Origin of the sequence: Pseudomonas sp. BS3782 TE3695, from assembly GCF_050435305.1 — a bacterium.
Classification (GTDB): Bacteria; Pseudomonadota; Gammaproteobacteria; order Pseudomonadales; family Pseudomonadaceae; genus Aquipseudomonas.
In genome coordinates this window covers 5,700,575-5,724,022 of sequence record NZ_JBNDKB010000001.1, presented here as the reverse complement: position 1 = coordinate 5,724,022, position 23,448 = coordinate 5,700,575, and the positions used below count along the sequence as shown (strand labels likewise).

The 23,448-nt window shown below is 56.0% G+C and carries 28 protein-coding genes and 1 tRNA gene; 16 read left to right on the top strand and 13 right to left on the bottom strand.

The features are described 5' to 3' along the window. Nucleotides 1-175: 175 nt before the first annotated feature. The 6 genes from ABH909_RS25905 (at nt 176) to ABH909_RS25880 (ending at nt 5,130) form a co-directional block, all read left to right on the top strand. Nucleotides 176-1,507, top strand: a complete 1,332-nt coding sequence (locus tag ABH909_RS25905) for an MFS transporter (RefSeq protein ID WP_429438572.1) — start codon at nt 176-178, stop codon at nt 1,505-1,507. 201 nt (nt 1,508-1,708) lie between these two features. Next, complete coding sequence (gene fos / locus ABH909_RS25900) at nt 1,709-2,125, top strand: fosfomycin resistance glutathione transferase (protein ID WP_429438570.1); 417 nt, start codon at nt 1,709-1,711, stop codon at nt 2,123-2,125. Nucleotides 2,126-2,189: 64 nt separating this feature from the next. Further along, complete coding sequence (locus tag ABH909_RS25895; RefSeq protein ID WP_123499156.1) at nt 2,190-2,828, top strand: LysE family translocator; 639 nt, start codon at nt 2,190-2,192, stop codon at nt 2,826-2,828. A gap of 103 nt (nt 2,829-2,931) precedes the next feature. Beyond that, on the top strand, nt 2,932-4,281 hold the full coding sequence (locus ABH909_RS25890; RefSeq protein ID WP_429438567.1) for a diguanylate cyclase domain-containing protein: 1,350 nt from the start codon (nt 2,932-2,934) through the stop codon (nt 4,279-4,281). A 116-nt stretch (nt 4,282-4,397) separates the two neighbouring features. Beyond that, entirely contained in the window at nt 4,398-4,553 is a 156-nt protein-coding gene (locus ABH909_RS25885; protein WP_429438564.1) for a stress protein, read from the top strand. Between the two features lie 73 nt (nt 4,554-4,626). Beyond that, nucleotides 4,627-5,130 carry a DUF4142 domain-containing protein gene (locus ABH909_RS25880; protein WP_429438562.1) on the top strand — a complete coding sequence of 168 codons (504 nt, stop codon included), beginning with the start codon at nt 4,627-4,629 and terminating at the stop codon, nt 5,128-5,130. A gap of 56 nt (nt 5,131-5,186) precedes the next feature. Here the strand turns inward: ABH909_RS25880 and ABH909_RS25875 are convergent, their stop codons facing one another. Next, nucleotides 5,187-5,585, bottom strand: coding sequence for a low affinity iron permease family protein (locus ABH909_RS25875; protein ID WP_429438559.1), 399 nt, complete (start codon nt 5,583-5,585; stop codon nt 5,187-5,189). Between the two features lie 47 nt (nt 5,586-5,632). On the opposite strand from ABH909_RS25875, the gene ABH909_RS25870 reads away from it, so the two are divergent. Continuing rightward, nucleotides 5,633-5,920, top strand: coding sequence for a hypothetical protein (locus ABH909_RS25870; RefSeq protein ID WP_429440148.1), 288 nt, complete (start codon nt 5,633-5,635; stop codon nt 5,918-5,920). 180 nt (nt 5,921-6,100) lie between these two features. Here ABH909_RS25870 and ABH909_RS25865 read toward each other — a convergent pair whose 3' ends face one another. Both ABH909_RS25865 and ABH909_RS25860 read right to left on the bottom strand, forming a co-directional pair. Next, nucleotides 6,101-6,637: an AidA/PixA family protein gene (locus ABH909_RS25865; protein WP_429440110.1), complete on the bottom strand. Its 537-nt coding sequence runs from the start codon at nt 6,635-6,637 to the stop codon at nt 6,101-6,103. Nucleotides 6,638-6,760: 123 nt separating this feature from the next. Further along, the gene (locus ABH909_RS25860) at nt 6,761-7,264 is read right to left on the bottom strand and encodes an inclusion body family protein (RefSeq protein WP_429438558.1); all 504 of its coding nucleotides are present in this window, start codon (nt 7,262-7,264) and stop codon (nt 6,761-6,763) included. A gap of 384 nt (nt 7,265-7,648) precedes the next feature. Here ABH909_RS25860 and tam point away from each other — a divergent pair, with 384 nt between their 5' ends. Beyond that, nucleotides 7,649-8,419, top strand: coding sequence for a trans-aconitate 2-methyltransferase (tam, locus tag ABH909_RS25855; RefSeq protein WP_429438555.1), 771 nt, complete (start codon nt 7,649-7,651; stop codon nt 8,417-8,419). A 56-nt stretch (nt 8,420-8,475) separates the two neighbouring features. Here the strand turns inward: tam and ABH909_RS25850 are convergent, their stop codons facing one another. From ABH909_RS25850 to ABH909_RS25840, 3 genes are all read right to left on the bottom strand, one after another. Then, nucleotides 8,476-8,883, bottom strand: coding sequence for a type II toxin-antitoxin system HicB family antitoxin (locus ABH909_RS25850; RefSeq protein ID WP_429438552.1), 408 nt, complete (start codon nt 8,881-8,883; stop codon nt 8,476-8,478). 35 nt (nt 8,884-8,918) lie between these two features. Then, complete coding sequence (locus ABH909_RS25845) at nt 8,919-9,077, bottom strand: type II toxin-antitoxin system HicA family toxin (protein WP_429438549.1); 159 nt, start codon at nt 9,075-9,077, stop codon at nt 8,919-8,921. Nucleotides 9,078-9,381: 304 nt separating this feature from the next. Continuing rightward, complete coding sequence (locus tag ABH909_RS25840) at nt 9,382-9,717, bottom strand: hypothetical protein (protein ID WP_429438546.1); 336 nt, start codon at nt 9,715-9,717, stop codon at nt 9,382-9,384. Nucleotides 9,718-10,101: 384 nt separating this feature from the next. On the opposite strand from ABH909_RS25840, the gene ABH909_RS25835 reads away from it, so the two are divergent. The 5 genes from ABH909_RS25835 to ABH909_RS25815 are packed head-to-tail and all read left to right on the top strand — an operon-like array spanning nt 10,102 to nt 15,128. Next, complete coding sequence (locus ABH909_RS25835; RefSeq protein WP_429438543.1) at nt 10,102-11,568, top strand: c-type cytochrome; 1,467 nt, start codon at nt 10,102-10,104, stop codon at nt 11,566-11,568. A 50-nt stretch (nt 11,569-11,618) separates the two neighbouring features. Beyond that, a complete protein-coding gene (gene ctaD, locus ABH909_RS25830) occupies nt 11,619-13,394 on the top strand; it encodes a cytochrome c oxidase subunit I (RefSeq protein ID WP_429440107.1) in 1,776 nt (591 codons plus the stop codon). Further along, entirely contained in the window at nt 13,391-14,080 is a 690-nt protein-coding gene (locus ABH909_RS25825; RefSeq protein WP_429438541.1) for a cytochrome c oxidase subunit 3, read from the top strand. The genes ctaD and ABH909_RS25825 overlap by 4 nt, the downstream gene beginning before the upstream one ends. 6 nt (nt 14,081-14,086) lie before the next feature. Beyond that, nucleotides 14,087-14,797, top strand: coding sequence for a heme-copper oxidase subunit III family protein (locus tag ABH909_RS25820; RefSeq protein WP_429438539.1), 711 nt, complete (start codon nt 14,087-14,089; stop codon nt 14,795-14,797). Between the two features lie 13 nt (nt 14,798-14,810). After that, nucleotides 14,811-15,128 (top strand): cytochrome C oxidase subunit IV family protein, encoded by a 318-nt coding sequence (locus ABH909_RS25815; protein WP_007903273.1) that lies wholly within the window; start codon nt 14,811-14,813, stop codon nt 15,126-15,128. A 32-nt stretch (nt 15,129-15,160) separates the two neighbouring features. On the opposite strand, the gene ABH909_RS25810 is transcribed toward ABH909_RS25815, so the two are convergent. From ABH909_RS25810 to ABH909_RS25785, 6 genes are all read right to left on the bottom strand, one after another. Beyond that, entirely contained in the window at nt 15,161-15,721 is a 561-nt protein-coding gene (locus tag ABH909_RS25810) for a magnesium transporter (protein ID WP_429438536.1), read from the bottom strand. 242 nt (nt 15,722-15,963) lie between these two features. Next, nucleotides 15,964-17,529 (bottom strand): Fic family protein, encoded by a 1,566-nt coding sequence (locus ABH909_RS25805; RefSeq protein ID WP_429438533.1) that lies wholly within the window; start codon nt 17,527-17,529, stop codon nt 15,964-15,966. A 326-nt stretch (nt 17,530-17,855) separates the two neighbouring features. Next, nucleotides 17,856-17,929: transfer RNA gene (locus ABH909_RS25800), tRNA-Gly, on the bottom strand. A gap of 161 nt (nt 17,930-18,090) precedes the next feature. After that, nucleotides 18,091-18,975 (bottom strand): alpha/beta fold hydrolase, encoded by an 885-nt coding sequence (locus ABH909_RS25795; RefSeq protein ID WP_123499126.1) that lies wholly within the window; start codon nt 18,973-18,975, stop codon nt 18,091-18,093. Nucleotides 18,976-19,291: 316 nt separating this feature from the next. Beyond that, nucleotides 19,292-19,984 (bottom strand): pseudouridine synthase, encoded by a 693-nt coding sequence (locus ABH909_RS25790; protein ID WP_429438530.1) that lies wholly within the window; start codon nt 19,982-19,984, stop codon nt 19,292-19,294. A gap of 45 nt (nt 19,985-20,029) precedes the next feature. After that, nucleotides 20,030-20,248 carry a cysteine-rich CWC family protein gene (locus tag ABH909_RS25785; protein WP_429438527.1) on the bottom strand — a complete coding sequence of 73 codons (219 nt, stop codon included), beginning with the start codon at nt 20,246-20,248 and terminating at the stop codon, nt 20,030-20,032. A 189-nt stretch (nt 20,249-20,437) separates the two neighbouring features. On the opposite strand from ABH909_RS25785, the gene ABH909_RS25780 reads away from it, so the two are divergent. Both ABH909_RS25780 and ABH909_RS25775 read left to right on the top strand, forming a co-directional pair. Then, on the top strand, nt 20,438-20,677 hold the full coding sequence (locus ABH909_RS25780) for a hypothetical protein (RefSeq protein ID WP_429438524.1): 240 nt from the start codon (nt 20,438-20,440) through the stop codon (nt 20,675-20,677). 212 nt (nt 20,678-20,889) lie between these two features. Then, nucleotides 20,890-21,369, top strand: coding sequence for a hypothetical protein (locus ABH909_RS25775; protein ID WP_429438521.1), 480 nt, complete (start codon nt 20,890-20,892; stop codon nt 21,367-21,369). 50 nt (nt 21,370-21,419) lie between these two features. Here ABH909_RS25775 and ABH909_RS25770 read toward each other — a convergent pair whose 3' ends face one another. After that, nucleotides 21,420-22,532, bottom strand: coding sequence for an enoyl-CoA hydratase/isomerase family protein (locus ABH909_RS25770; RefSeq protein ID WP_429438518.1), 1,113 nt, complete (start codon nt 22,530-22,532; stop codon nt 21,420-21,422). Between the two features lie 132 nt (nt 22,533-22,664). On the opposite strand from ABH909_RS25770, the gene ung reads away from it, so the two are divergent. After that, nucleotides 22,665-23,357 carry a uracil-DNA glycosylase gene (gene ung / locus ABH909_RS25765; protein WP_095630982.1) on the top strand — a complete coding sequence of 231 codons (693 nt, stop codon included), beginning with the start codon at nt 22,665-22,667 and terminating at the stop codon, nt 23,355-23,357. Nucleotides 23,358-23,448 lie beyond the last annotated feature (91 nt).

The window sequence follows — 23,448 nt, the reverse complement described above, 5'->3', positions numbered from 1 at the left end:
AACCTGTGGGAGCGGGCTTGCTCGCGAAAGCAGTCTGACATTCAGAGTTGATGTCGACTGATACTCCGCCTTCGCGAGCAAGCCCGCTCCCACATAAAGGCACCCACACAGATCACCTCAACCAGACAACAAAAACAATCGGGCACCCCTCGTGAAGCCCATCTGGAGAAATACTATGAGTCTCAATGTTCTGGAGGCGGGCGCGAGCCCGTTCGTTAGCCACGACGCCGAAAAAGCCCTGGTCCACAAAGTCGCCTGGCGGCTTATGCCATTGATCATGGTCTGCTACCTGTTCGCGTTTTTCGACCGCATCAATATCAGCTTCGCCAAGTTCCAGTTGCAGGCCGACTTGAGCCTGAGCGACACCGCTTATGGCCTCGGCGCCGGGCTGTTTGTGGTTGGTTACGTGATCTTCGAAGTGCCGAGCAACATGATGCTCTACAAGGTTGGTGCGCGGCGCTGGATTGCCCGGATCATGATGTCCTGGGGTGTCGCCACCGCTCTCATGGTCTTCGTCAACAGCGAATGGCAGTTCTACGTCTTGCGCTTCGTGATCGGTGCGATGGAAGCGGGATTCGCGCCAGGCGTGTTGTATTACCTGACGTTATGGTTTCCGCAGCACTACCGCGGGCGCATCACCTCGATGCTGTTTCTCGCGTCGGCGTTTGCCGGGCTGGTTGGCGCACCGTTCTCCGGACTGGTGTTGCAACACCTTGATGGCGTCCTTGACATGCGCGGCTGGCATTGGCTGTTTCTGCTCGGTGGCGTGCCTTGCATCGGCCTCGGTCTATTGGTGCTGACCTTGCTCAAGGACCGCATCGAAGACGCCCATTGGCTGACGCCGTCGGAGAAGACCCTGCTCGCCAGCCGAATCGCTCACCATGAACCGCACAAAAGCGGCGGCTCGTTGTTGGCCGCGCTGCGGATCCCGGGTTTCCTGATGTTGGGGCTGATTTACTTTCTGATCCAAGTAGCGTCTTACGGCTTGAATTTCTGGGCACCGCAGCTGATCCGTAGCGCCGGCACCGAGAGTCCGGTGATGATCGGCTTGCTGACCGCCATTCCCTACATTTGCGGCGCCATCAGCATGGTGGTAATCGGGCGATTGTCCGACAAGACAGGCGAGCGACGCAAGTTTGTCGCGGGTCTGGTGGCGGCAGGCGCGGTGGGGTTCTTTTGCGCAGGGATCTTTGCCAATCACACGACTTTCCTGATTGTTGCCCTGGGCTTGCTTGGTGCGGGGATCATTGCCTCCATCCCGAGTTTCTGGACCCTGCCGCCGAAACTGCTGGCCGGTGCCGGCGCAGGTGCCGCTGGCGGGATCGCGGTGATCAACACCCTTGGCCAGTTCGGCGGGATCGTCAGCCCGGTCATGGTCGGGCGGATCAAGGACCTGACCGGCAGCACCACGCCGGCCCTGTACGTCATCGGCGTCGCCGCGTTGATCGCTGCTGCGTTGTTGCTATGGGCGTTGCCGCAGAAGCTGCGCACGCTCGACAAGTTCTGAAATTAGCGGCGTCAGGAATACCGCTTTCGCGAGCAAGCCCGCTCCCACACTCGACCGAATTCCAAAGCTGGACACGGTTAAATGTGGGAGCGGGCTTGCTCGCGAAGACTGACTCACAGCAACAAAGAACTAGTGGATCTACGCTCAAGGCCGTTTAAGTTGTACGCTCCGGTCGGAACCAGTCTCAAGGTTACTCAATCCATGCTAACCGGCCTCAACCACCTGACTCTCGCCGTCACCGACCTGAACCGCAGCGTGGCGTTCTATCGCGATCTGCTGCAATTCCAGCTGGAAGCCACATGGGACGCCGGCGCCTATCTCTCATTGCCCGGTTTGTGGTTGTGCCTTTCTCGCGATCCGCTACGCCAATCCGCGCCCGCAGCTGACTATACCCACTACGCCTTCAGCATTGATTTTGCGCATTTCCCGTTGTTCGTCGAACGCCTGCGATCGGCCAACGTGCAGGAGTGGCGGGACAACCGCAGCGAAGGGGCGTCGTTCTATTTTCTCGACCCGGACGGGCACAAGCTGGAGGCGCATGTCGGGGATCTGGCGTCGCGGCTGATGGCTTGTCGGCAACGGCCATATGCGGGGATGAAGTTCTTCGACGATCAGTAAGTCGATGCTCGGGGTCCTGAGATAGACTTGCGTCCATTCATCCGGCGTTTCAATAGGAATTCCCATGACTCCATCGCTGCTAATGGCCGTTCTCGCTTCGGGCTTCATTTATGGCATTACGCCGGGTCCGGGAGTGCTGGCGGTGTTCGGCATCGGGGCGGCGCGCGGACGGCGGGCCGGAGCGGGGTTTCTGTGCGGGCATTTGCTGGGCGATGTGGTCTGGTGCAGCACGGCGCTGATCGCGATTGTCGGTGCGCGGGAAATCGGTAGCACCGCGTTCGATGTGCTGGGCGTACTCAGCGGGCTCTACCTGTTCTGGTTGGGCCTGCGCGCGGTTCGCGCTCGTCGCGGCAGTGCCGAGGCGCCTCAGGGCCCGGCGCGGCAGCCGTTCTGGCACGGCATCCTGTTCGGTTTGACCAACCCCAAGGCTTATCCTGTAGCAGTGGCGACCTTTACTGCGCTGCTGTCGAGCCGTGCAGAGTTGCTGCATTGGTCGATGTTGCCCTGGTTGATCATCCTGAGCTTCGTTGGTGGCCTTTTGGCCTACGCTATTCTCATAGGCATCGTCGGGGCGCGTCAGGTGCGCACGTTGTATCAGCGTCATGAACTGGCGATCACCCGGTTGTGCGGGGTCATGTTTATCGGTTTTGCCATCAATGCCCTGGCGCATGCGTTGCCGGGGCTGGTGACGAACAAAGCTTGAAGCTGATCGCAGGGAAGCCTCGGCTGCACAGTCATCGCTCTGGCGTATGACCGGTCAAGGAAGTTTGTTCAATGTTGCATTGTCCGGACACGCGCTCGGCATTATGGAAACCAGAAATTCCGCCCCACTGGCGAGCTACATTGACCTCTTGCTGGACGCCGTGTGTGCGGTGGATAAACAAGGTCGCTTCGTATTTGTCAGCGCGGCCTGCGAACGCATTTTCGGTTACACCCCCGATGAGTTGATCGGCCAGTCGATGATCGACCTGGTGCATCCCGCCGACCGACAGCGCACCCTCGACGCGGCACGGGAGATCATGGGCGGCGAGCCCAAGCTCAATTTTGAAAATCGTTACCTGCGCAAGGATGGCCGGGTGGTGCACATTCTCTGGTCGGCGCGCTGGTCGGAAGTCGATCAGTTGCGCATTGCCGTGGCGCGGGACATCACCGAGCGCAAGCAGGCCGAGTCCCGGCAAGCGGCGCTGTATGCCATCTCCGAGGCGGCCCACGCGGCGGAAGATCTGCTGGCGCTGTTCAAACGCATCCATTCGATCATCGGCGAATGGCTTCCGGCATTGAGTTTCTCCGTGGCGCTGTATGACGAGCATTGCGCGCAGCTGAACTTCCCCTATCACGTCGACGACCATGAACCGCAACCCGAGGAGTCCGGGACGGTGACTGGGCGTCTTTGCAGTGAAGTGATTCGCAGCGGCTTGCCGATCCTGCTGACCCCGGATCAGGACAATCCACCGGCGGGATTCGCGGCCCTGGTCGCGGGCCAGGATTCGCCCTGCTGGCTGGGCGTGCCATTGAGTTCGAAGAACGGCACTATTGGCGCGTTGATCGTGAAAAGCGTACCGGGCGGCGAGCGTTATACCGAGCAAGACAAGGAACTGTTGCAATATGTTTGCGCGCAGGTCGCAACCGCTATCGAGCGCAAGCAACTGCATGCCCGGCTCCAGCGGATGGCTCAATACGACCAACTGACCCAGTTGCCCAATCGCGAATTGTTGCGCGAACGCCTCAAAGCCTCACTGGCGCTGGCTCGAACAGACTCAGGGCGAATGGCGTTGCTTTACGTCGATCTCGACCGCTTCAAGGCTGTCAACGACACCCACGGTCATACGGTTGGCGACATGCTGTTGCAAGCGGTCGCCAATCGGCTCAAGGGCTGCGTGCGGGAAACCGACACCGTGGCGCGCATCGGCGGTGATGAATTTGTGGTGTTGTTGCACAGCATCCATGCCGCGGAGGATGCCGAGCGTGTAGCGGGAAAAATCCGTCAGGTGCTGGATCAACCCCTGCGCCTGGACGGACATAACCTGCACATCCAGCCGAGCATTGGCGTTGCACGCTACCCCGAACACGGGACTGAAGAAAATCAGTTGTTCAGGCATGCCGATGAGGCGATGTACAGCGCCAAGCGCCAGCAGCACTTGCGTCTGGGAGCCTGAAAGCCCGTCACCGTTCGTCGCAGCGTTGCCAGTTTTTCTAAACCTTTTTGGCGATGGAAATTCTTATTCTATGCGGGCGGCTGCTCGCAGCGATCATCACCAAGAGGATGAGAACCATGCCTACTTCCAAAAATCCGAGTCCGGGTAGTGCCCACGATCGAACAAAGGCGTCTGAATCCGGTCGCAAAGGTGGGAAAACTACCACGACGACCGTTGATAAAGACTCCGCGAAAGGCGGCATGGGCCGCAAAGGTGGACAAAAATCCCGGTAATAGTGAAGTGGTTTTTATTAAAAGACGGGGGCGAAAGCCCCCGTTGGAATTTTCAAAGAAGGAGGGCGCGACCATGAGCCGGATGGCCACCCGTTTACGCAATGTCGGTATTGTCACCTTATTGGGTCTGTTTGCCAGCAGTGCCTTTGCCCAGTCAGCCACAGAATTCATTAACGAAGCGTCGGCCAAAGGCATGGCCGACATCGAAGCCAATCGTCTGGCGCATCAGAAAACCGAGTCCAAAGAGGTCAAGGATTACACCATCGTGGTAATCAACGACCTCACCACCGCCAACCAGCATCTGGCGAAAATTGCCAAGCAACTTGATTTACCGGTTGCGCCACGGGAAGAGGTGATGGACAAGGCCAAAGCGTTGATCCCGGAGGTGAAGGACGACGCGTCCTTCGATCAGGCATACGCTGCCCATCAGGTGAAAACCACACAGCAATCCATCGAGCAGCTTCAACAACAGGCACAGACCACGGACGTGCCGCAAATCAAAGCGTTCGCCGAAGAAACCCTGCCCAAATTGCAAAACCACCTGCAGATGGCCAGGGCCCTGCAAGCCAGTCGCTAACACCACGTGCGCGGGTGACGTCGCCGGTCACCCGCGTGGCATGGATCGACATTCTTTCAATCCTGTTTTTTTGTTTCCGGGACGACAGTGCCGTCCAGAGGAATCGTTTCGCCCTCGCCGAGGGTGCGATATTTCTTTCTCAGCTCTTCCAGCTGTTTGATATCCAGCGATTCAAGCCCCAGCATCGCGTTTTGCGCTTCTTTGGTTACTCGCAATAACTCATCGATCTTCAAGTGCAAAATATCCGTGTCGCGGTTCTGGGTGTTCTGGATAAGGAACACCATCAGGAAAGTGATGATGGTGGTCGAGGTGTTGATGATCAATTGCCAGGTATCGTTGAAATGAAAAATCGGCCCGCTCAAACCCCACAGGATAATCAGAACGATCGCCCCCAGAAATGTACGGGGCAGGCCGGCCCACAGAGAGAGTTTCTGTGCGATTTTCGCGAATTTCATTGCCGTATTCCTCATCGGGGAGCGCCTGATTTTCAGACAGCAACGGCATGACGAAAATTCTGCTGAACATTGCCTGCGCCTGGATGCGTGAACCCTTTGTCAGGGCTGATCGCTCGGAGCCGAAAAAAGCGCAACCATTTCCACCGGCATGGGGTCACTACTTCAAACCTGTGAAACTGGAGACCCGCATGAACCTCGCTCGCACGTTTTACCTTTGCTGCTGCCTGCTTGCGTTGCAGGGCTGCTTCGATAACTCGGATAACGAGACCAAAGACAATACTGATGGCACCAAGTCATCGGTGCAGATGCAGGAGAAGGGGGCGGACAGTAAATAGCGGTGAGTGGCTGCTATATCGTTGCAGCCAAGAAATAAGTGCGAATCCATGTGGGAGCGGGCTTGCTCGCGAAGACGGCGGCATAGTCAATATTGATGTCGCCTGAAACCTCGCATTCGCGAGCAAGCCCGCTCCCACAGGTTCCGCGCTGAACTGGCATTGGTTTTTTTATCTATCTATTCACGCCGACAACGTCACCTCAGTCTCCCAGCTGAAATACCCCAACACGTCACAACTCTGGTTGATCAGCATGAAGCTCAGTTCGCAGGTCGTCACACCATGAGTCAGTTGCGAGCACTCCCAGTAATGATCATCGGCTTTGTGACTGCCCGGTTGGGTCGGGTTGGCGGGGTCGGGCGCGGGGACTGTCTGCTCGCCGTTAACGACCAATTTGGGTGGCGAAAGAATCCCCGTATCGACCACCGAAATATTGTGAAAGACAATGCTGTGTTCGGCCAGCAAGCTGACGGTTCTGCCACGGATATGAAAGATATTTTCGTTGCCTGTTAGTATGATTTTGCTGTCATTTTCAGCACTTTGCGTTGCCGTGCTACCTGTCACGGGGAAGATGAAGCCATCTTCAATCACCGTCGGGTTCTCCGATTCAAGACTGGGTTGCGGATAACGGGAAAGCAGCGATTCGGCATCGACGATCAGCAGCACATTGTTGGCTGTCACGATGCTCGCCGAAGGGGAGGTAATCGGTTCGGAAGTCATCATGGATTCCTTTCATGATGTTGACGCATACCGTTAGCCGCTTCGGTCACGCAAGAAATCCATTCCAGCCGAGGCGGCAACGAGCCTGGTAGGCCCCTCGTTGTCAAGGGGCCCGGCCCAGCATCAGTTATGGATGGTAATGAACGGATCCCATGTGCAGCAGCCGATGATCTGGCAGTCGCGATTCACGATCAGAAACTGGAAGTGATAGGTCACGCTGCCGCAGGCAAGGGTTTCCGAAGACCAGTAATGGTTATCGACCTTCTGGCAGCTGGGCACCGACGGATTGCTGGTGTTCGGGACTGCAAAGGATGCGGTAGCCATGCGCGGCGTGGGCGTAGAGATCAACTCGTTGCCGGCGTTACCGACGAACTTGTAGAAAATCACTGCTTGCTCGAAGCCTAGCGACAGGCTGGTTTCACGCCAGCGAATCAGATCGCCTACCTGTGCTTTCAGGTTGAGCTCGCCACCGGCCTGGCCACTCACCACGTTGTTCTGATTGGTCACCATGTAGACATGATTGACGTCGATCAGCGTCGGCGCAGCAGGGTTTTTGCTGATGTTCGGGTAGTTTTTCAGAATGGTTTCGGTGTCGATCGAAACAAGTACATCCGTGACTCGAGACATAGTAAAGCTCCTTTGAACATAGTGATTACCTGGCTACCTGCCAGGTACGACAACGCTTGTTTGCCTTGCGGCCGTTGCGAACACACTACTGGGGAACCCACTCGATCACGGGTGCGAGCTGACCTTGCTCCTTGCCTTGAAATGACGGGTCGGGTTCCTTCCAACAGCCGCGATTAGGACTATAGATGTCATTTTTATACTGTCAAAATCGCTTTGTGTGTCTATCGACGAACGGTTGTTACCTTCAATGAATTGGCGATAAGAAAATGACCATTCAGACTCCTGTCTTCTCCGACGTCAGGTTGGGGCAGAGTGACCGGTCGATGTATCGTAGCGAACCGGTTGTCTGCCTCTGGCTACAATCTGCACCGACAGGAGAGCGATATGAGTTGGAACGCCAAACAATACGTAGCGTTTGAAGATGAGCGCACACGCCCGGCGCGTGACTTGCTGGCCGCCATTCCCCCAATGGATGTCCGATCGGCCATCGACATCGGTTGCGGCCCCGGTAATTCCACCGAATTGCTGGTGCAGCGCTTTCCCAATGCCGCAGTGCGAGGGATGGACAGTTCGCCCGATATGATTGAGACCGCCCGCCAGCGCTTACCTCAGGTGCAATTCAATACCGCAGACATCGATGTCTGGAACGATGCCGGCCCGTTCGACGTGATTTTCGCCAACGCAGTATTGCAGTGGCTTCCCGATCACGCCCGGTTGCTGCCGTCATTGGTCACCAGGCTTGTGCCCGGTGGCAGCCTGGCGATTCAGATGCCCGACAACCTCAACGAACCGTCGCACAGGTTGATGCGCGAAGTCGCAGCGAGCGGCCCTTGGGCTGACAAATTGGCAAGTGTCGCTGGCCTGCGAACGGAAATGGAGGATGCGGATGGTTACTACTCGATGCTGCGTGCCCACTGCAGCCGGGTGGATGTATGGCGCACCACTTACTATCATCCGCTCGCCGACGGCGCATCGGGCGTGGTCGAGTGGTTCAAGGGCAGCGGTTTACGGCCTTTTCTTGAACCGCTGAATGAAGCGGAGCGGGAGCAATATCTCGAGCAGTATCTGACAGCGATCGAGAAGGCTTATCCGACATTGAGCGATGGTTCGGTGCTGTTGCCGTTTCCGCGGTTGTTCATGGTGGCCACGCGCTGACCTACAAAGGGACGCGCCTGGTCGTTTGTCCCTTTGGTTGACCAACCGTTGAACTATCAGCCCTGCTGCAAAACCTTGAGTGCGGCCGAAGCCAGAAATCCGGAGCGACTTTTCTCTTCCGGATGATGCAGCACGTATTCGTCGATGCGGTTGAGCAAGTAGCCGGGCAGGGTGATGTTGAGTTTCTGGGCCTTGCCCAGGTATTTGGTGACGTCGATGTCCACCACGGCCCATGTACACCCTGCGTATTGCGGATTGGCTGCATGCAAGGTCACTTTGTTGGCGTGCGGAATCGGGGATCCGTCTTCGGCCAATATTTCGAAATGGCCTTCAATGGCTTCGCGCGCCATGGCCATGGCGTCATCCAGATCCTCCCCGGCGGAGAAACACCCTGGAATATCCGGTACTTCCACTCCCCAGGCGTGTTCGTCATCGCCCATGGAAATCGCAATCGGGTAAAGCATGTTTGTCATCCTCTGAAGACGCTGTCCGTGATTCGTCAGAGCAGCGCCTGTTGCAAAATACTGATGGCCGTTTTTTTCAGCAGATCCTTTTTCGGATGAGGAACCGTTACCAGCCCCGGCTTGGTCGGATGCTTGAAATGGTGATGGCTCCCCTTGATTCGCACGATTTGGCTTATCAAAAAACGGCTATTCACATCACCTCCCTGTGGTGTGCTTGTGGGTACTATATCTACTAGAATCCATTGATCAACACTATAACCACCAATGCCATCCTGAGCACCGATGTCTTAGCGATATGAAACGAGTCTAGGAGGGCATTTGACGATGGCTTGGGCAAGGCCGGCTTTCTGTATTGCAGGGTTTTGCCGAGGTGCTGTAGAGCGAGGGAGTTCAAATTTCATGCATAAAAAACCGGTCACTTCGGACCGGTTTTTGATTTCTTCATTGGCGCGGACAGCGGGAAATCGACCCTGAAGAAAACCAATCATGCTTTAGCTTCTAAATCAGCTGATCAATCAAAACCGCGTTTGTATAGACCAAGCTTCCATCCCTCGCTTGATGCCCGACCAAATGGAACTGACCGCGATCGTGCTGCAAGTAGACGCGCATTTGGCAGTCGGACAAGGGGCCGTATCCCTCTGGCAAGATCAAATCCATTGAGCTCATATCGACATCAACCATGGCTTCAGGCTCATGGGTTTTCTGCAGGCGTTCTTCGGCTTCCTCCAGACGCAGATGGAGGGGACCATCGACATCAAAGCTGATCTCACCCATTGGGGTGGACTTTTGCTCGCCGCTGGCTTTGCACCAGCCTTTGATCGTCAGGTTACTCATGACGAAACCTCCGTCGTGGACTGCTGGATTGTGTAGCGCTAGTGTCTTCTCAAGCCATCCGCATCTGGCCAGTTCTGCCATCCTGTCATCAGGATTTGAGTATAGCTGGCACCGGGTTTCGCTTGCTGTCCGCTACGCCCGTGAGTCCATAGAAACGTAATGCTGAATATCCATAGTTGTATATAGCGAATCGCTTTAAATGATTAACTAATGTTCGTTGGGATATCCCTGTCTCAGGTTGTTCAAAAAAGCACTTGTTCCGTCCATGCACTATACTTCGTGCGGACTTTACCGCCGAATGGGACGGTATTTTCTGCCCTGCTTGGACGTCAGTGGCGATGCGTTTGCATAACCAGTGAGCAACAGGAATAGGATGAACAGAAAATGGCAATAGCAATTATCCTGATACTAATCGTTATTGCATCCGTATTGTTCCATCTAATAGCGCCTTGGCAGGCAACACCGGCAGCTTCCAACTGGGGGTCTATAGATACCACCCTGTTCATCACCTTGATTATCAGTGGAATATTTTTCATCGCCATCACGGTATTCATGGCGGTCGCCGTCATGCGTTATCGACACAAGGAGGGTGCCAAGGCGCACTATCAGCCAGAAAGTAAAAAACTGGAAACCTGGTTGATTATCGTGACCTCGATAGGTATTGCTGCGATGTTGGCGCCAGGTCTGATTGTTTACAATGATTTCATCCGGGTGCCGAAAAATGCTTATGAACTTGAAGTGGTCGCCCAGCAGTGGCAGTGGGCCTTTCGTTTTCCCGGCCAGGACGGGAAGCTGGGTAAATCGGATATCAAGTTTGTTGATTTCGCCAATCCCCTCGGCCTGGATCCCAAAGATCCTGTTGGTCAGGACGATGTGCTTATAAAAAACAATGAAGTTCGCCTTCCGCTCGATCAGCCAGTGAAAGTTTTATTGCGCTCTAAAGATGTACTGCACAATTTTTATATTCCGCAAATTCGCAGCAAGATGGACATGGTGCCAGGTATGGTGTCGTACTTTTGGTTTACGCCAACTAAAACCGGGAAGTATGAAATCCTGTGTGCTGAGTTTTGTGGCGTCGGTCATTACAACATGCGCGGCCAGATGATCGTGGAAGAGCAGGGCGCCTTCGATCAATGGCTGAACAGCCAACCGACTTTTGCGCAGACATTAGCCACAGCTGCCAAACCCAGTCAGGGCAGCGTGCTGGAAAAAGGTCGCGCGTTGGTCGAAAAGTACGGATGCGGTGCCTGCCATAGCCAGGATGGCAATACCCGTCTCGGCCCAGGATGGAAGGGGCTGTATGGCCGCACTGAACAGTTTGCCGACGGCACCAGTGCGCTGGTCGATGAGGCCTACCTGAAAGAGTCGATTCTCGATCCGAAAGCCCGGCTGGTACAGGGCTACCCGCCAGTCATGGTGGCCTATACTCTCACTGAAGATGAACTGGACGCTATCGTCGCCCTGATCAAATCTATCGGGGTTGCACAGCAAGAACCTTCTGCCAGCGAAAAGCTGGACAGAGGTGACGACATGGCGACGCAGGGGCAGCGGCTGGCCGAGTCGCTCGGCTGCCTGGCCTGCCACAGTGTCGATGGCACCAAAGGTGTCGGCCCCACCTGGCAGGGCCTGTATGGCGGGACAGAAACCCTTTCCGACGGAACGAGCATCAAGGTCGATGAGGGTTATATAGAGGATTCGATTTTTAATCCAGGCACTAAAATCGTTAAAGGCTATGCAGCTGTCATGCCGGCCTATGCTCCGAATGATCAGGAGTTGAACGCACTGATCGCTTTTATCAAATCCAAAGCGAATGCCGACGCTGATGCGAGCAAGGCGGAGCCAGGGAAGTAACCGTAAAGCAGCCAGGAATGCACCGAAACTTCGAACAGGAGGATGACGTGATGGCCTATGCGGAGCAAGCCGAAACAGAGGCACTACACGAGCCCAAAAGCTTCCTGACCAAATACATCTGGAGTCAGGATCACAAGGTCATTGCCATTCAGTATTCCTTGACGGCTTTATTCGTGGGCGTTATTGCCGTGGTGTTGTCCGGTTTGATGCGCATACAACTTGGCTTCCCTGGCACTTTGGAATTCATGGACGCCAGTGCTTACTATCAGGCAATGACCATGCACGGCATGATCATGGTCATTTACTTGCTGACGGCCTTGTTTCTGGGGGGCTTCGGTAACTATCTGATTCCGTTGATGGTGGGCGCCCGCGACATGGTCTTCCCCTACGTCAACATGCTGAGTTACTGGTTTTACCTGCTTGCGGTAGTGGTGTTGCTCGCAAGTTTCTTTGTTCCTGGCGGTCCCACCGGTTCGGGCTGGACGCTTTATCCGCCCCAGTCCATTTCTCAGGGAACACCGGGGGTCGAGTGGGGCATCGTCCTGATGCTCGTCTCGCTGGCTATTTTTATTGTTGCAGCCACCATGGGCGGGCTGAACTACGTCACCACGGTGTTGCAGGCGCGCACGCACGGCATGACATTGTTTCGCATGCCGCTCTCCGTATGGGGAATCTTCATGGCCTCGATCATGGCCTTGCTGGCTTTCCCGGCGTTGTTCGTCAGTGCGGTCATGATGCTGTTCGACAAGTTGTTGGGCACCAGCTTCTTTATGCCGTCGATGATCTCGCTGGGGCAGCAGATCGATCACCAGGGTGGTAGCCCAATATTATTCCAGCACCTGTTCTGGTTCTTCGGTCATCCGGAAGTTTACATCGTGGCTCTTCCTGCGTTTGGTCTGGTCTCCGACTTGATCAGCACCCATGCGCGTAAAAATATCTTCGGCTACCGAATGATGGTGTGGGCCATTATTGCGATTGGCGTACTCAGCTTTGTGGTCTGGGCGCACCATATGTATGTCAGCGGAATGAACCCGTATTTTGGCTTTTTCTTCGCCGTCACCACCTTGATCATCGCGGTGCCAACCGCACTGAAAGTCTACAACTGGGTGCTGACGCTGTGGCGGGGTGACATCCATCTGACCGTACCGATGCTGTTTGCCCTGGCCTTTATCGTCACTTTCCTGGTCGGCGGTCTGACCGGATTGTTTCTCGGCAATGTGATTGTGGATATTCCGCTCTCGGACACTTATTTCGTTGTCGCCCATTTCCATATGGTCATGGGGGTCGCACCGGTATTGGTGGTATTCGGCGGCATTTATCATTGGTTCCCGAAAGTCACCGGGCGCATGTTGAACGACACCCTGGGCAAGTTGCATTTCTGGATTACCTTTCTGGGTACCTACGCCATTTTCTTCCCCATGCACTATCTGGGTTTCCAGGGCATGCCACGCCGTTACTACGTCTATGAAAACTACGCCTTCATCCCGCAGTCGGCGCAAGAGTTGAATGCCTTTATCACGGTGGTCGCATTGATCGTCGGCGTTTCCCAGTTGCTGTTTCTGTTCAACCTGGCCTGGAGTGCATTCAAGGGTAAGCCCGCAGGCAGTAATCCCTGGGGCGCTGCCAGTCTGGAATGGCAAACGCCGAACACACCGCCGATACACGGTAACTGGGGAGCGAAGTTGCCGGTCGTGCATCGCTGGGCCTATGACTACAGCGTGCCGGGGATAGAGCAGGACTTCGTTCCGCAAACGGTCTCCGCCGAGGAGCTGGAGCAGATGCGGCAACTGAGTGCCGGAACCAGGATAGCGGACGTTAAAACATGAAAAAGCTGCTATTGAGAAACGCCGATGGCGCTGACCCCGGCGGCAGCTGGAGTCGCGACCCTGGGGATATTCAGGCCACCGAGGCTGATAGAAGCCAAATCGCAAAAGTGGGCCTGCGCTTGTTTCTGGTCGTGGTGAGTTCGTTATTTTTTCTCTTCCTTTTCGCCTTTATTGCCCGTTCGCAAATGGCCGATTGGCGCCCCCTGACAGACCCCTTGGCGCCTTTAGCCGATCTCTGGCAGCTATGGCTGAATTCGGCTTTTCTGGTCTTAAGTTGCATCGCACTGCAGTGGTCGCGTATGGCTGCCCGGCAGGCTCGACTGGGCGCAACGGCCATTGGTTTTGCATTGGGGGGCGTATTTGCGATTGCCTTTTTAATAGGGCAACTCTGGGTCTGGCAGCAGTTTGTCGCCTGGGGCTACTTTGTCGCCAGCAATCCGGCCAACAGTTTCTTCTACTTGTTGACCGGCCTGCATGGGCTTCATCTGCTGGGCGGGCTGATAGCCTGGAGCATCATCGTCGCTAAATTCCTGCATCGCGTGCCGTTGGCGCAACTCAGCGCCAGCGTAGAGCTCTGTACCCTCTATTGGCATTACTTGTTGGGTCTTTGGTTCGTGCTATTCGCTTTGTTGGCCAGCACGCCGCAAACCTATGAAGTCATCGCCAGATTCTGCGGCCTGAGGTGAAAAACCATGGCAACGCACCCGGTCACCCCCGGCGAGTCCGATTCATCCAATTCACCCGTCATGTCGCCACCAGGCTGGCAGGGCATCGTCAGCGACTGGGCCTCGGACAAGGAAGCTTTCAAGCAGGTCCATTGGGGCAAGGCGATGATGTGGATATTCCTGCTCAGCGATACGTTTATCTTTACCTGTTTTTTGACCGGCTACATGTCGGTACGCATGACCATCACCACCGCCTGGCCAAACCCCAGTGAAGTGTTCGCCTTGACCATTGGCGGTAAAGAAATCCCGCTTATTCTGATCGCCATCATGACCTTCGTGCTGATCAGTAGCAGCGGCACCATGGCCATGGCCGTTAATTTCGCCTATCGCCGTAATCGCGCGAAAACGGCTGCCCTGATGCTGGCGACCGCTGCCTTGGGAGTGACCTTCGTCGGTATGCAGGCATTTGAATGGAGCAAGCTCATCGCAGAAGGGGTGCGCCCCTGGGGCAATCCGATGGGGGCGGCGCAATTTGGAGCCAGCTTTTTCATGATTACCGGTTTCCACGGCCTGCATGTGTCAATCGGTGCCCTGTACCTCAGCATTGTGGCGATGAAAGTATTGCGGGGAGATTATGAGCGCTCCGGCAACTATCAGAACGTGGAGATAGCCGGGCTCTATTGGCACTTCGTGGATTTGGTGTGGGTGTTTATTTTTGCTTTCTTCTATTTATGGTAGAGGAGCACCGGTGATGGCACATGCTCAGGGTCAGCAACATCCAATCAGTTTGTATCTGAAGATCTGGGGGCTGTTGTTTGTCCTCAGCACGCTGTCGTATCTCGTCGACTATTTTCACTTTCAGGGTTACCTCCGGTGGTCCCTGATTATCATTTTCATGCTGTTGAAGGCAGGTTTAATTGTCTCCATTTTCATGCACATGGCCTGGGAACGGTTGGCCATGGTCTACGCCATATTAGTGCCACCGTTGAGTTTGCTGGTGCTCGTTGGACTGATGGCCTCCGAAGCAGATTATGTGTTCTTCAGCCGAGTCATTTCCTTCGGCCAATAAACAGCTTCCGGTTGGGCCGTGAGTCTCCAGGGCTAACCGGATATCACCCGCTTGAACTGATGCCATTTGTGCTGCCAGGCCACTGTCCAGTGGGGGGCTGCCGTTCCCGTGCCGGCAATCGTCAGCGTTGGATGATGTTCGATTACCCGATCCAATACCGGTTCCTGATCCGGTTCAACATCCACGAAGAAGATATGTTTTCCCTCTTCTACCATCTGTTTGAAATTGCGGAAGTGAGCATTAGGCACCTGGAAACCAAAAAAGCCGCCTTCCCAGATGCAGAAGCCAAATATAACGATGGCCAGGAAGATAAAAGGCACCCAGCCTGCGGCGGATTCGGTCCAGCCCATCCAATAGGCGCCGCCAAGGACCAGCGCCGCGAGTGGCAAGCCAATCAGCGCACCAATCTCGCCAGAGTGAACAGCATCCTGTTTCATTAACGAGTTGACCTCGTGAAGGTGATGCTCTTCAATCTCGGCAACTTGTTCACTGAGCACATGAATTTGTTCAGTATTGATGCCGTTGGCTTCCAGTTCATTTTCAACGGCCTCGAGATCATCGAGATTGTCACTGATGTAATAGTGCCGATTCATGCCACACCTCCCATCTCGTGTTGGCTGCAGACCTCCCTTGTCCTGCAGCCGCTAACCGAGATTTGCAGTCGATGTCTGTGCACGTGGGGAACGTTGCACACTTGATGCAATTCGTAGGAAGTATAGCATTCGCTAGCATGCTGGGCTGGTGGCGTCAAGGTCTGAGGGGCGGCGGTAGTGCCTGGCACAGCTCGACGAATTCTGTGTCGAAGTGCTTAACGAGGGCGAAGTACCCCAGCGCCTTATCCAGATTCGCCGAAAGATCCTTCTTCGCCTGCACCCATCTCTCGATCCTCAAACGCAGAACGCACGGCCTCCACGACGCGTCCCGCCATGCGCTCATCTTCAAGCTGCGGGTACCCTTTCCTTAGTTTGCCGGACACCACCCAGCCATTCTCCTTGATGGAGCGGATGATGCGGTTCGCATCCAGGTCTGGCATTTCCAGTACCTCTTTCAGTTGCTCCTGAGCTCGCTGAAAGATCACCAGTACTCGGGCTTCATCTGCCATTTCCTTTCGAATCGTGTGTTCAACGACGCGTGCGGTGTACAGGACATGTTCGGTTAGATCGGGATACCGCCAGGCAAAACACGCGTCTTCGTATTCATCGAAGATGAAGTTGCTGCGAGTCCCGTCCTTGTAGGTCACGAGTTCGCCGAACCGATAGGCCGCCGCATAACGTCGCATGAACGGTCGCGAGAACACTTCGAGCGTACGGTCGTAGCCGGCCCTGAAGTCGATCGAACTCGTGATGGTGGCTGACACCGGCAGTATTACGCCGTCGGGCACTGCCTTATCCCGAATCAGGGTGTCGTTGATAAGGAAGCGATGAATCCGGCCATTGCCATCGCGCATGGGATGGATGTACACGAAGCCAAATGCCAACACAGCGGCACGTGCCACTGACTCCGCACCGCGCGTTGCGACCTCAAACTCGTTGAGTCCTGCCAATAGCTGCGCAAGATCCGCGAAATGGGGGGCAATGTAATGCACGATATCCTCGCGCATCGTGGCCTGCCCCACAAACACAGTGGAGCGCCGCAAGCCCAGTCCAAGAGCATCACGCCCCAGAATGCCGGCTTGGAGGGACTGCAGGCTGTCGTTGCTCAACGGGTCTTCGATATGTCCGCAGTACTGGGCAATGACATGGGCAAACCGCTGAATGCGATCGGCCTGGTCGGCTTCCTTTTCGATGAGAAAGCTCGCGCGCGATTCCTTGAATGTCAGCCAACTGGCGGTACGCATCAGGATGTCGGGGCCAAAGGCCTGATCCAATTCATCCAATGCCTCGCGTAGATCGAATTGCAGGGCCTCCTGCACTGGCGTCGTACGACGAACCAAGGGGCAGAACCCAGCCGTTCCCGGCAGGTTGTTATTGACTCGCCAACGCCGTGTTCGCAGTGCCTCGCGACGAGTCAGGTAATTTTGTGGCGAAAGTACATCAACGTAGCCGCCATTGGTCACGTCTGGCACATCCAGACGTTCGCCTGTCAGCCATTCGTAGAGGAACCCCGTGCGACGGGCGTACTGGCCGAATGGCTCCCGTCGACACCAGTCTTCGACAGGCTGCGGACCTATGGCCGCAAACAGGCGGGCGAAGAACTCGAGATGGATCTCTTCGTATTTGAGGCCGAATTCGAAGTGTCCTGCGAAATCGTCTGCGGGCCGATAGCTTGCCGGATACCGGTTCTCCACATTTCCGTCACTTTCGCGACTAACACGTACAGTGCCGATCATCGAGTCGACTCGTAGAGGCTGTGCCAGTGCGATGTCGTGACGGCTTGCGAGGGTTTTGAAACCGACTTGCATTGACGAAATCCTTTACTGGGGCAAGAAAAACGCTAACAGAAGATCGATCATATGCGAAAACGTTAATTTTCATAGAGGTGAAAACATTAACGCTTGATGAAATTTGATAATAAATCTGGGGTTTTCGATAAAAACGCTAACAGACTTCAGGTAGTCGCTAATGTCCCAAACACATTTACTCATTGATCAGCGGATAATGGACGAAATTGGGGGATGTCTCAGAGCCCGATTCCACCAAACCCAGACACAAAAAAACCGGCCATCAAGGCCGGTTTTTCTTTACCTGCATCCCCCGTCAAAAATTGACGTGAGACAAAAAATTCGATTGGAGCGGGTGAAGGGAATCGAACCCTCGTTATCAGCTTGGGAAGCTGGAGTAATGCCATTATACGACACCCGCTCAGAGCGGCTGACTTTGTACCAGATGTGCGCGTGAAAATGAAGTTTTTCTTTGCACGCGATTGGCTTTAACACGGGGAAACGAAAGCAGAGACCGCATTGCGGTCATTCGCGGGCAAGCCTCGCTCCTGCAGGGCTGAGCTTGCTCGCGATGACTCTGTTTCAGATTGCCAATGCATGGTGGTCCTGGACGTAGTGGTAACGCGGTCGGCTTTCTTGTTGTGTCGGTTTCAGAAAGCCCAGCAGTGCGTTGCGGCTGTCTCGGCAGGCGGCTTTGTGCTCCATGTCGAGAAAGTGGCCGGTGGCCTGCAGGGTGCTGAAGGTGCTGTGCTGCACGTGACCGGCGAACAGCTTTGCATCGGCGGCGGCGGTGTACTCGTCCCATTCGCCATTCATGAACAGCACCGGTACGTTGATTTTCTTCGCCGCGTTCAGGTAGCACTGGCGGTCGCTGTTGAGCACGTCGCTGATGTGAAAGTGCATCTGCCCGTATTCATGTTCGGCCAACGAACTGACGTGACGGTAGTTGAAACGCTTGAACAGCGACGGCAGGTGTTTGCCGATGGTGCTGTTCACCAAGTCACCGACCCGGTTACCGTCCCGGCTGCCGAGATAGTCGACCCCGCGCTCAAGGTAGTCGAGCATGTGCGCGTTGACCACCGGCGAGAATGAGCTGATCACGGCCTTTTCGATGCGCCGTGGCTGTTGGGCCAGGGCGACGAGCGTGGCGGCGCCACCAAAGGAAAACGACAGCACGTGTTCGGCGGCGAAGTGGTCGATCAGCTCCAGGAGGATCTGCCCTTCGATTTCCTTGGTCAGCATTTTTTCATGCAGGTTGTGAGCCTTGGACTTGCCCGCGTAGGGCTGGTCGTAGCACACCACATTGAACTCTGGATAAAGGTTTTTCACGGTCTGTGCAAACGACGCAGTCGTGGACATCGATCCGTTGACCAGAATAATGGTCTTCTCTGCGGCGTCTGCGCGATAGAACTCCGTGTAAACCCGATACTGACCTTGTATATCCAGCACAGCGATTTCTGGCCTCATGACATAAGACTCCTGGCAAGCGGGTATGCGCGCAAATCAGATTGCACGAGCTTTGTGACAGGTAGGCATACGCCTGGAATTTTTGAAGGCCCATGTCGATCCATTGCACGCTGGTCGACGGGTATTGTTATAAGCGGGCAGTCTGCCGGGGGAAGGCGGAACCTGAGGGTTCTCTGCCGGCAAAAAGTTTCTTAGAGTAGTTTTGATGACTCGTCGGTCACATTTCGCGCCGACGTCCTGATTCAAGCAGGGGTCACGTCATCGCGCAAGTATCTTTCGTAAAATTTTCAGCGGCTTCTGCTGAGCGGTCGCCTGCTTAGATCATTCGGATCTCATCGCTGCTCAACGGCCGGTATTCGCCGGGCTTCAACGTGTCGTCGAGCACCAGCGGCCCCATGCATTCGCGGTGCAGGCGCAACACCTTGTTGTCGAAGTGGCCGAACATCCGTTTAACCTGATGATAGCGGCCCTCGACGATGCTCAGGCGCGCAGATTTTGGCCCGAGTACGACCAGTTCGGCCGGTTGTGTCGTGAGGTCTTCGAAGGCGAAATACAGCCCTTTAGCGAAGGTGATCGCGTATTCGGCAGTGATGTCCTGCTCGGTCTCGACGTAGTAGACCTTGGGCAGTTTGGTCTGCGGTTGGGTCAGGCGTCGTGACCAGCTGCCATCGTTGGTGATCAGCATCAGGCCGGTGGTGTTGAAATCCAGGCGACCGGCGATGTGCAGGTCTTCCTTGTCGGGTTCATCTATCAGGTCGAGCACCGTCCGGTGTTGCGGGTCGCGGGTGGCGCTGACGCAGCCGGGTGGTTTGTGCAGCATGAAGTAGCGGGCTGGCTTGCCAACTTGCAGCACCTCGTCGTCGACCTCTACGCGGCTGAACTCAAGCACTTCGGCATGGGGGTCGCAAACGATATTGCCGTCGATCCTGATGCGTTTTTCCACCAGCAACAGGCGTACCTGCTTACGGTTGAAGCGGGGCAGGTTGCTGAGGAAGCGGTCAACGCGCATGGCTAGGGTTCGGTGGGGGGATTCGGTGGGAGAGCGCCGCGCATCTTACGTGATCGGCTCGCCGGCTGCTTGCAACTGCATCTCGACCTGGGCGCAGGACGGGCACAGGCAGGACTTGTCGCGCAATTCGATGGGCAGCGCCTGAAGTACCGCCGGATCAATGCTGACGCCGTAGCACCAGCAGGCATGATCGACGGTTCGCGGATCAGCCAGGCTGCAATCGTTGGAGGCGCCGCAGGCCGGGCAGAGGTCAGGTTTATTCATGAAGGGCTTTCGATTACGGCCGGTTTATCTGGCCCGAGGCTGCGCATGATCGGCCGGCAAGCAGCCATGCGCAAGCCAACTGCAACGGGCCGCTGATCCGAAGGCCGGAACCGTCTGGCACTCGGTACCGGTTTGAAAGTCAAAACAGGTGTCAGTCGACTGCTCTTGCAGGTCTTTCAGGAGGCCTCAATGCTCTGTCAAAAAAAGCTCCGCCAAATATTGCTTAGTGTGTTTTTTGGTTTGGGCCTCTCCGGCTGTTACTACTATGCCGGTGGCGCTGATATTTATCCGGCACCCTATTACTACCCCGGCTATTACTACTCACCGTACTACTATGGCGGCCCGCGTTTTTATGGGGGCTATCGTTACTATTATTTCAGTGGTCCCCGTCATCACCATCGCGGCGGACACCATCGCGGGCATCGCTGATCAGCTCATGGGATACCACGGCGCGTCCGGCTTGCGGATGCGCCGTTTCTGATGGGCTGGATGAAAAACCTTTCATCGGCTACTTGTTTCAACGTGTTGCGGGAGCGCACCAGATTCCGAATCCACTGTCTGATATTTCGACAGTCGCCGAACCATTGACTGTCGCCTGCCAGCGTCGCTGGTGTGGCTCACCCGCGGTCCAGGAGGCCGCCATGCTCTGTCAAAAAAAGCTCCGCCAAATTCTGCTGATTGTTTTATCGGGATTGTCTTTGGGGGCATGCGTGCCCTATTCCGATGGAGGATCCGGCTATTACCGTTCCGAGGTCTACACATCCCCAGCGCCGTATTACTCCGGTGGCGGGTCTTATTACTCCGACGGCCGTTACTACACCGCGCCGCGCAGGTATTACTCACCGCCTGCACGGTATTACCAGCCGTCCCCGCGTTATTACCACCAGCCGCGGGTTTATCAACCGGCACCGCGCTATTACCAGCCGGCACCACGAGCAGACTACCGGGTCTATCAGAATCGTGGATGGGACCGTCATGACCGTAGGGGCTGGGATGGCCGTCACCGCAGCGGTCGGGGTGATGGCTATCGAGGCCACAGCAGGTCAGATCATCGTGGCGAAAGGGGCCATAGGAGTGATCACCGTGGTGGCGATCACGATGGCCGAGGCAATCGCTGGTAAACACTCAAAAAAAGCGGCGCATGAAGCGCCGCTTTTTTTGTGCCTGATTTTTAGTATTCCGATAAATCCGCCAGCGGATGCCGTCCTTCCCAGACCTTATGGAAATGCGCCTCCACCGCCGCTTCCGGAACAGTAGTGATGTCCGGCCAGTGCCAGCGAGGTTTCTGATCCTTGTCGATCAACCGCGCCCGCACACCTTCGCTGAACTCCGGATGACGGCAGCAATTGAGGCTCATGGTGTATTCCATCTGAAAGACTTGAGCCAACGATAGATGCCGGGCGCGAACGATCTGTTCCCACACCAGATGAGCGGTCAAGGGTGAGCCTTCAGCCATGGTTTTGGCGGCACGATCGAGCAGCGGATCGGCATGATCGCGCAGCGCACTGATGGCCTTCCAGGCGCAACGAACGTCGCTGACATCCAGCAGATCGTCGATCAGCTCGCGTCGAGGCAGCCACTGCGCTTCGGGCAGTTGTGAGATCGCTTCCTGTTGCAAGGCCTTGAGCAAGCTGTTGAGCTGCATGGCTGTCTGTTCCTGCCAGTTCAATTGCAGCAAACCTTCGAGCAGCTCATGTTGTTGATCATCACGCAGGAAGCGGTCGGCGAGGTCCAGATCGATCGCGTCACGACCATTCATCTGGGCGCCGGTCAGGCCGAGAAACAATCCGAGCTTGCCGGGCAACCGCGACAGAAACCAACTGGCGCCGACATCCGGGTACAAGCCGATGCTGATCTCCGGCATCGCCAACCGGCTGCTCGGCGTGACAATGCGGATGCTCGCCCCTTGCAGCAACCCCATGCCACCGCCCAACACGTAACCATGACCCCAGCAGATCAGCGGTTTCGGGTAGGTGTGCAGGGTGAAGTCGAGGCGATATTCTGCCGCAAAGAAGTGTGCAGCCAAGGGCGGCACTTCGCCGGGATGGGCGCGACACGCTTCCACCAGGCTGCGTACTTCACCGCCGGCGCAAAAAGCCTTGGCGCCATTGCCCCGCAGCAGCACGCAAACGATCTGTGGCTCCTTGGCCCAGGCGTCCAGTTGATCGCGCAGGGCGTTGATCATCGGCAAGGACAGGGCGTTGAGGGACTTTTCGGCATCCAGGCTGGCGATGCCGATGCGTGCGCCGTCGGTGCCGGTGAGTTCTTCGAAGTGCAGATTCATCGTGACCTCGATCGGTAAATTGAGCGTTTAGTATGATCGCTCTATAGGAAAGTGCCGGATCTGTATCGGATCAATTGACAAGGAAGACAGGGTTTCCTAGGGTTCGCCCCATTGTTTTTGCCGGATGTAACCATGACTGCTGACGACCGTATCAAACTCGAACCGAGCTGGAAGGAGGCTCTGCGTGCCGAATTCGACCAGCCTTACATGGCAGAGTTGCGCACATTCCTGCAACAGGAGCGCGCGGCGGGCAAAGAGATCTATCCACCCGGACCGATGATCTTCAACGCGCTCAATTCCACGCCGCTGGACAAGGTCAAAGTGGTCATCCTCGGTCAGGACCCTTACCACGGCCCGGGTCAGGCCCATGGGTTGTGCTTCTCGGTGCAACCTGGCGTGCCGGCACCGCCATCGCTGGTGAACATCTATAAAGAGTTGAAGCGCGACCTGAACATCGACATTCCCAACCATGGCTACCTGCAGAGTTGGGCAGAGCAGGGCGTGTTGATGCTCAACACCACCATGACCGTGGAACGCGCGAATGCCAACGCCCATGCGGGCAAGGGCTGGCAGCATTTTACCGACCGGATTATTGAAGTGGTCAGCGAGCATCAGCCACATTTGGTGTTCCTGCTGTGGGGCGCGCATGCCCAGAGCAAGCAGAAACTCATCGACGCCACCAAACACCTGGTGCTGACCTCGGTCCACCCCTCGCCGTTATCCGCCTATCGCGGCTTCCTTGGCTGCGGGCACTTCAGCCGGGCGAACAAGTTTCTGGAGCAGAACGGCGAGACGCCGATCGAGTGGCGATTGCCGTCGGTCTGATGTGTTGACCGGGACGGCCCCTTCGCGAGCAAGCCCGCTCTCACATTAGACCGAGTTGTCCAGGCATACACGGTCTAATGTGGGAGCGGGC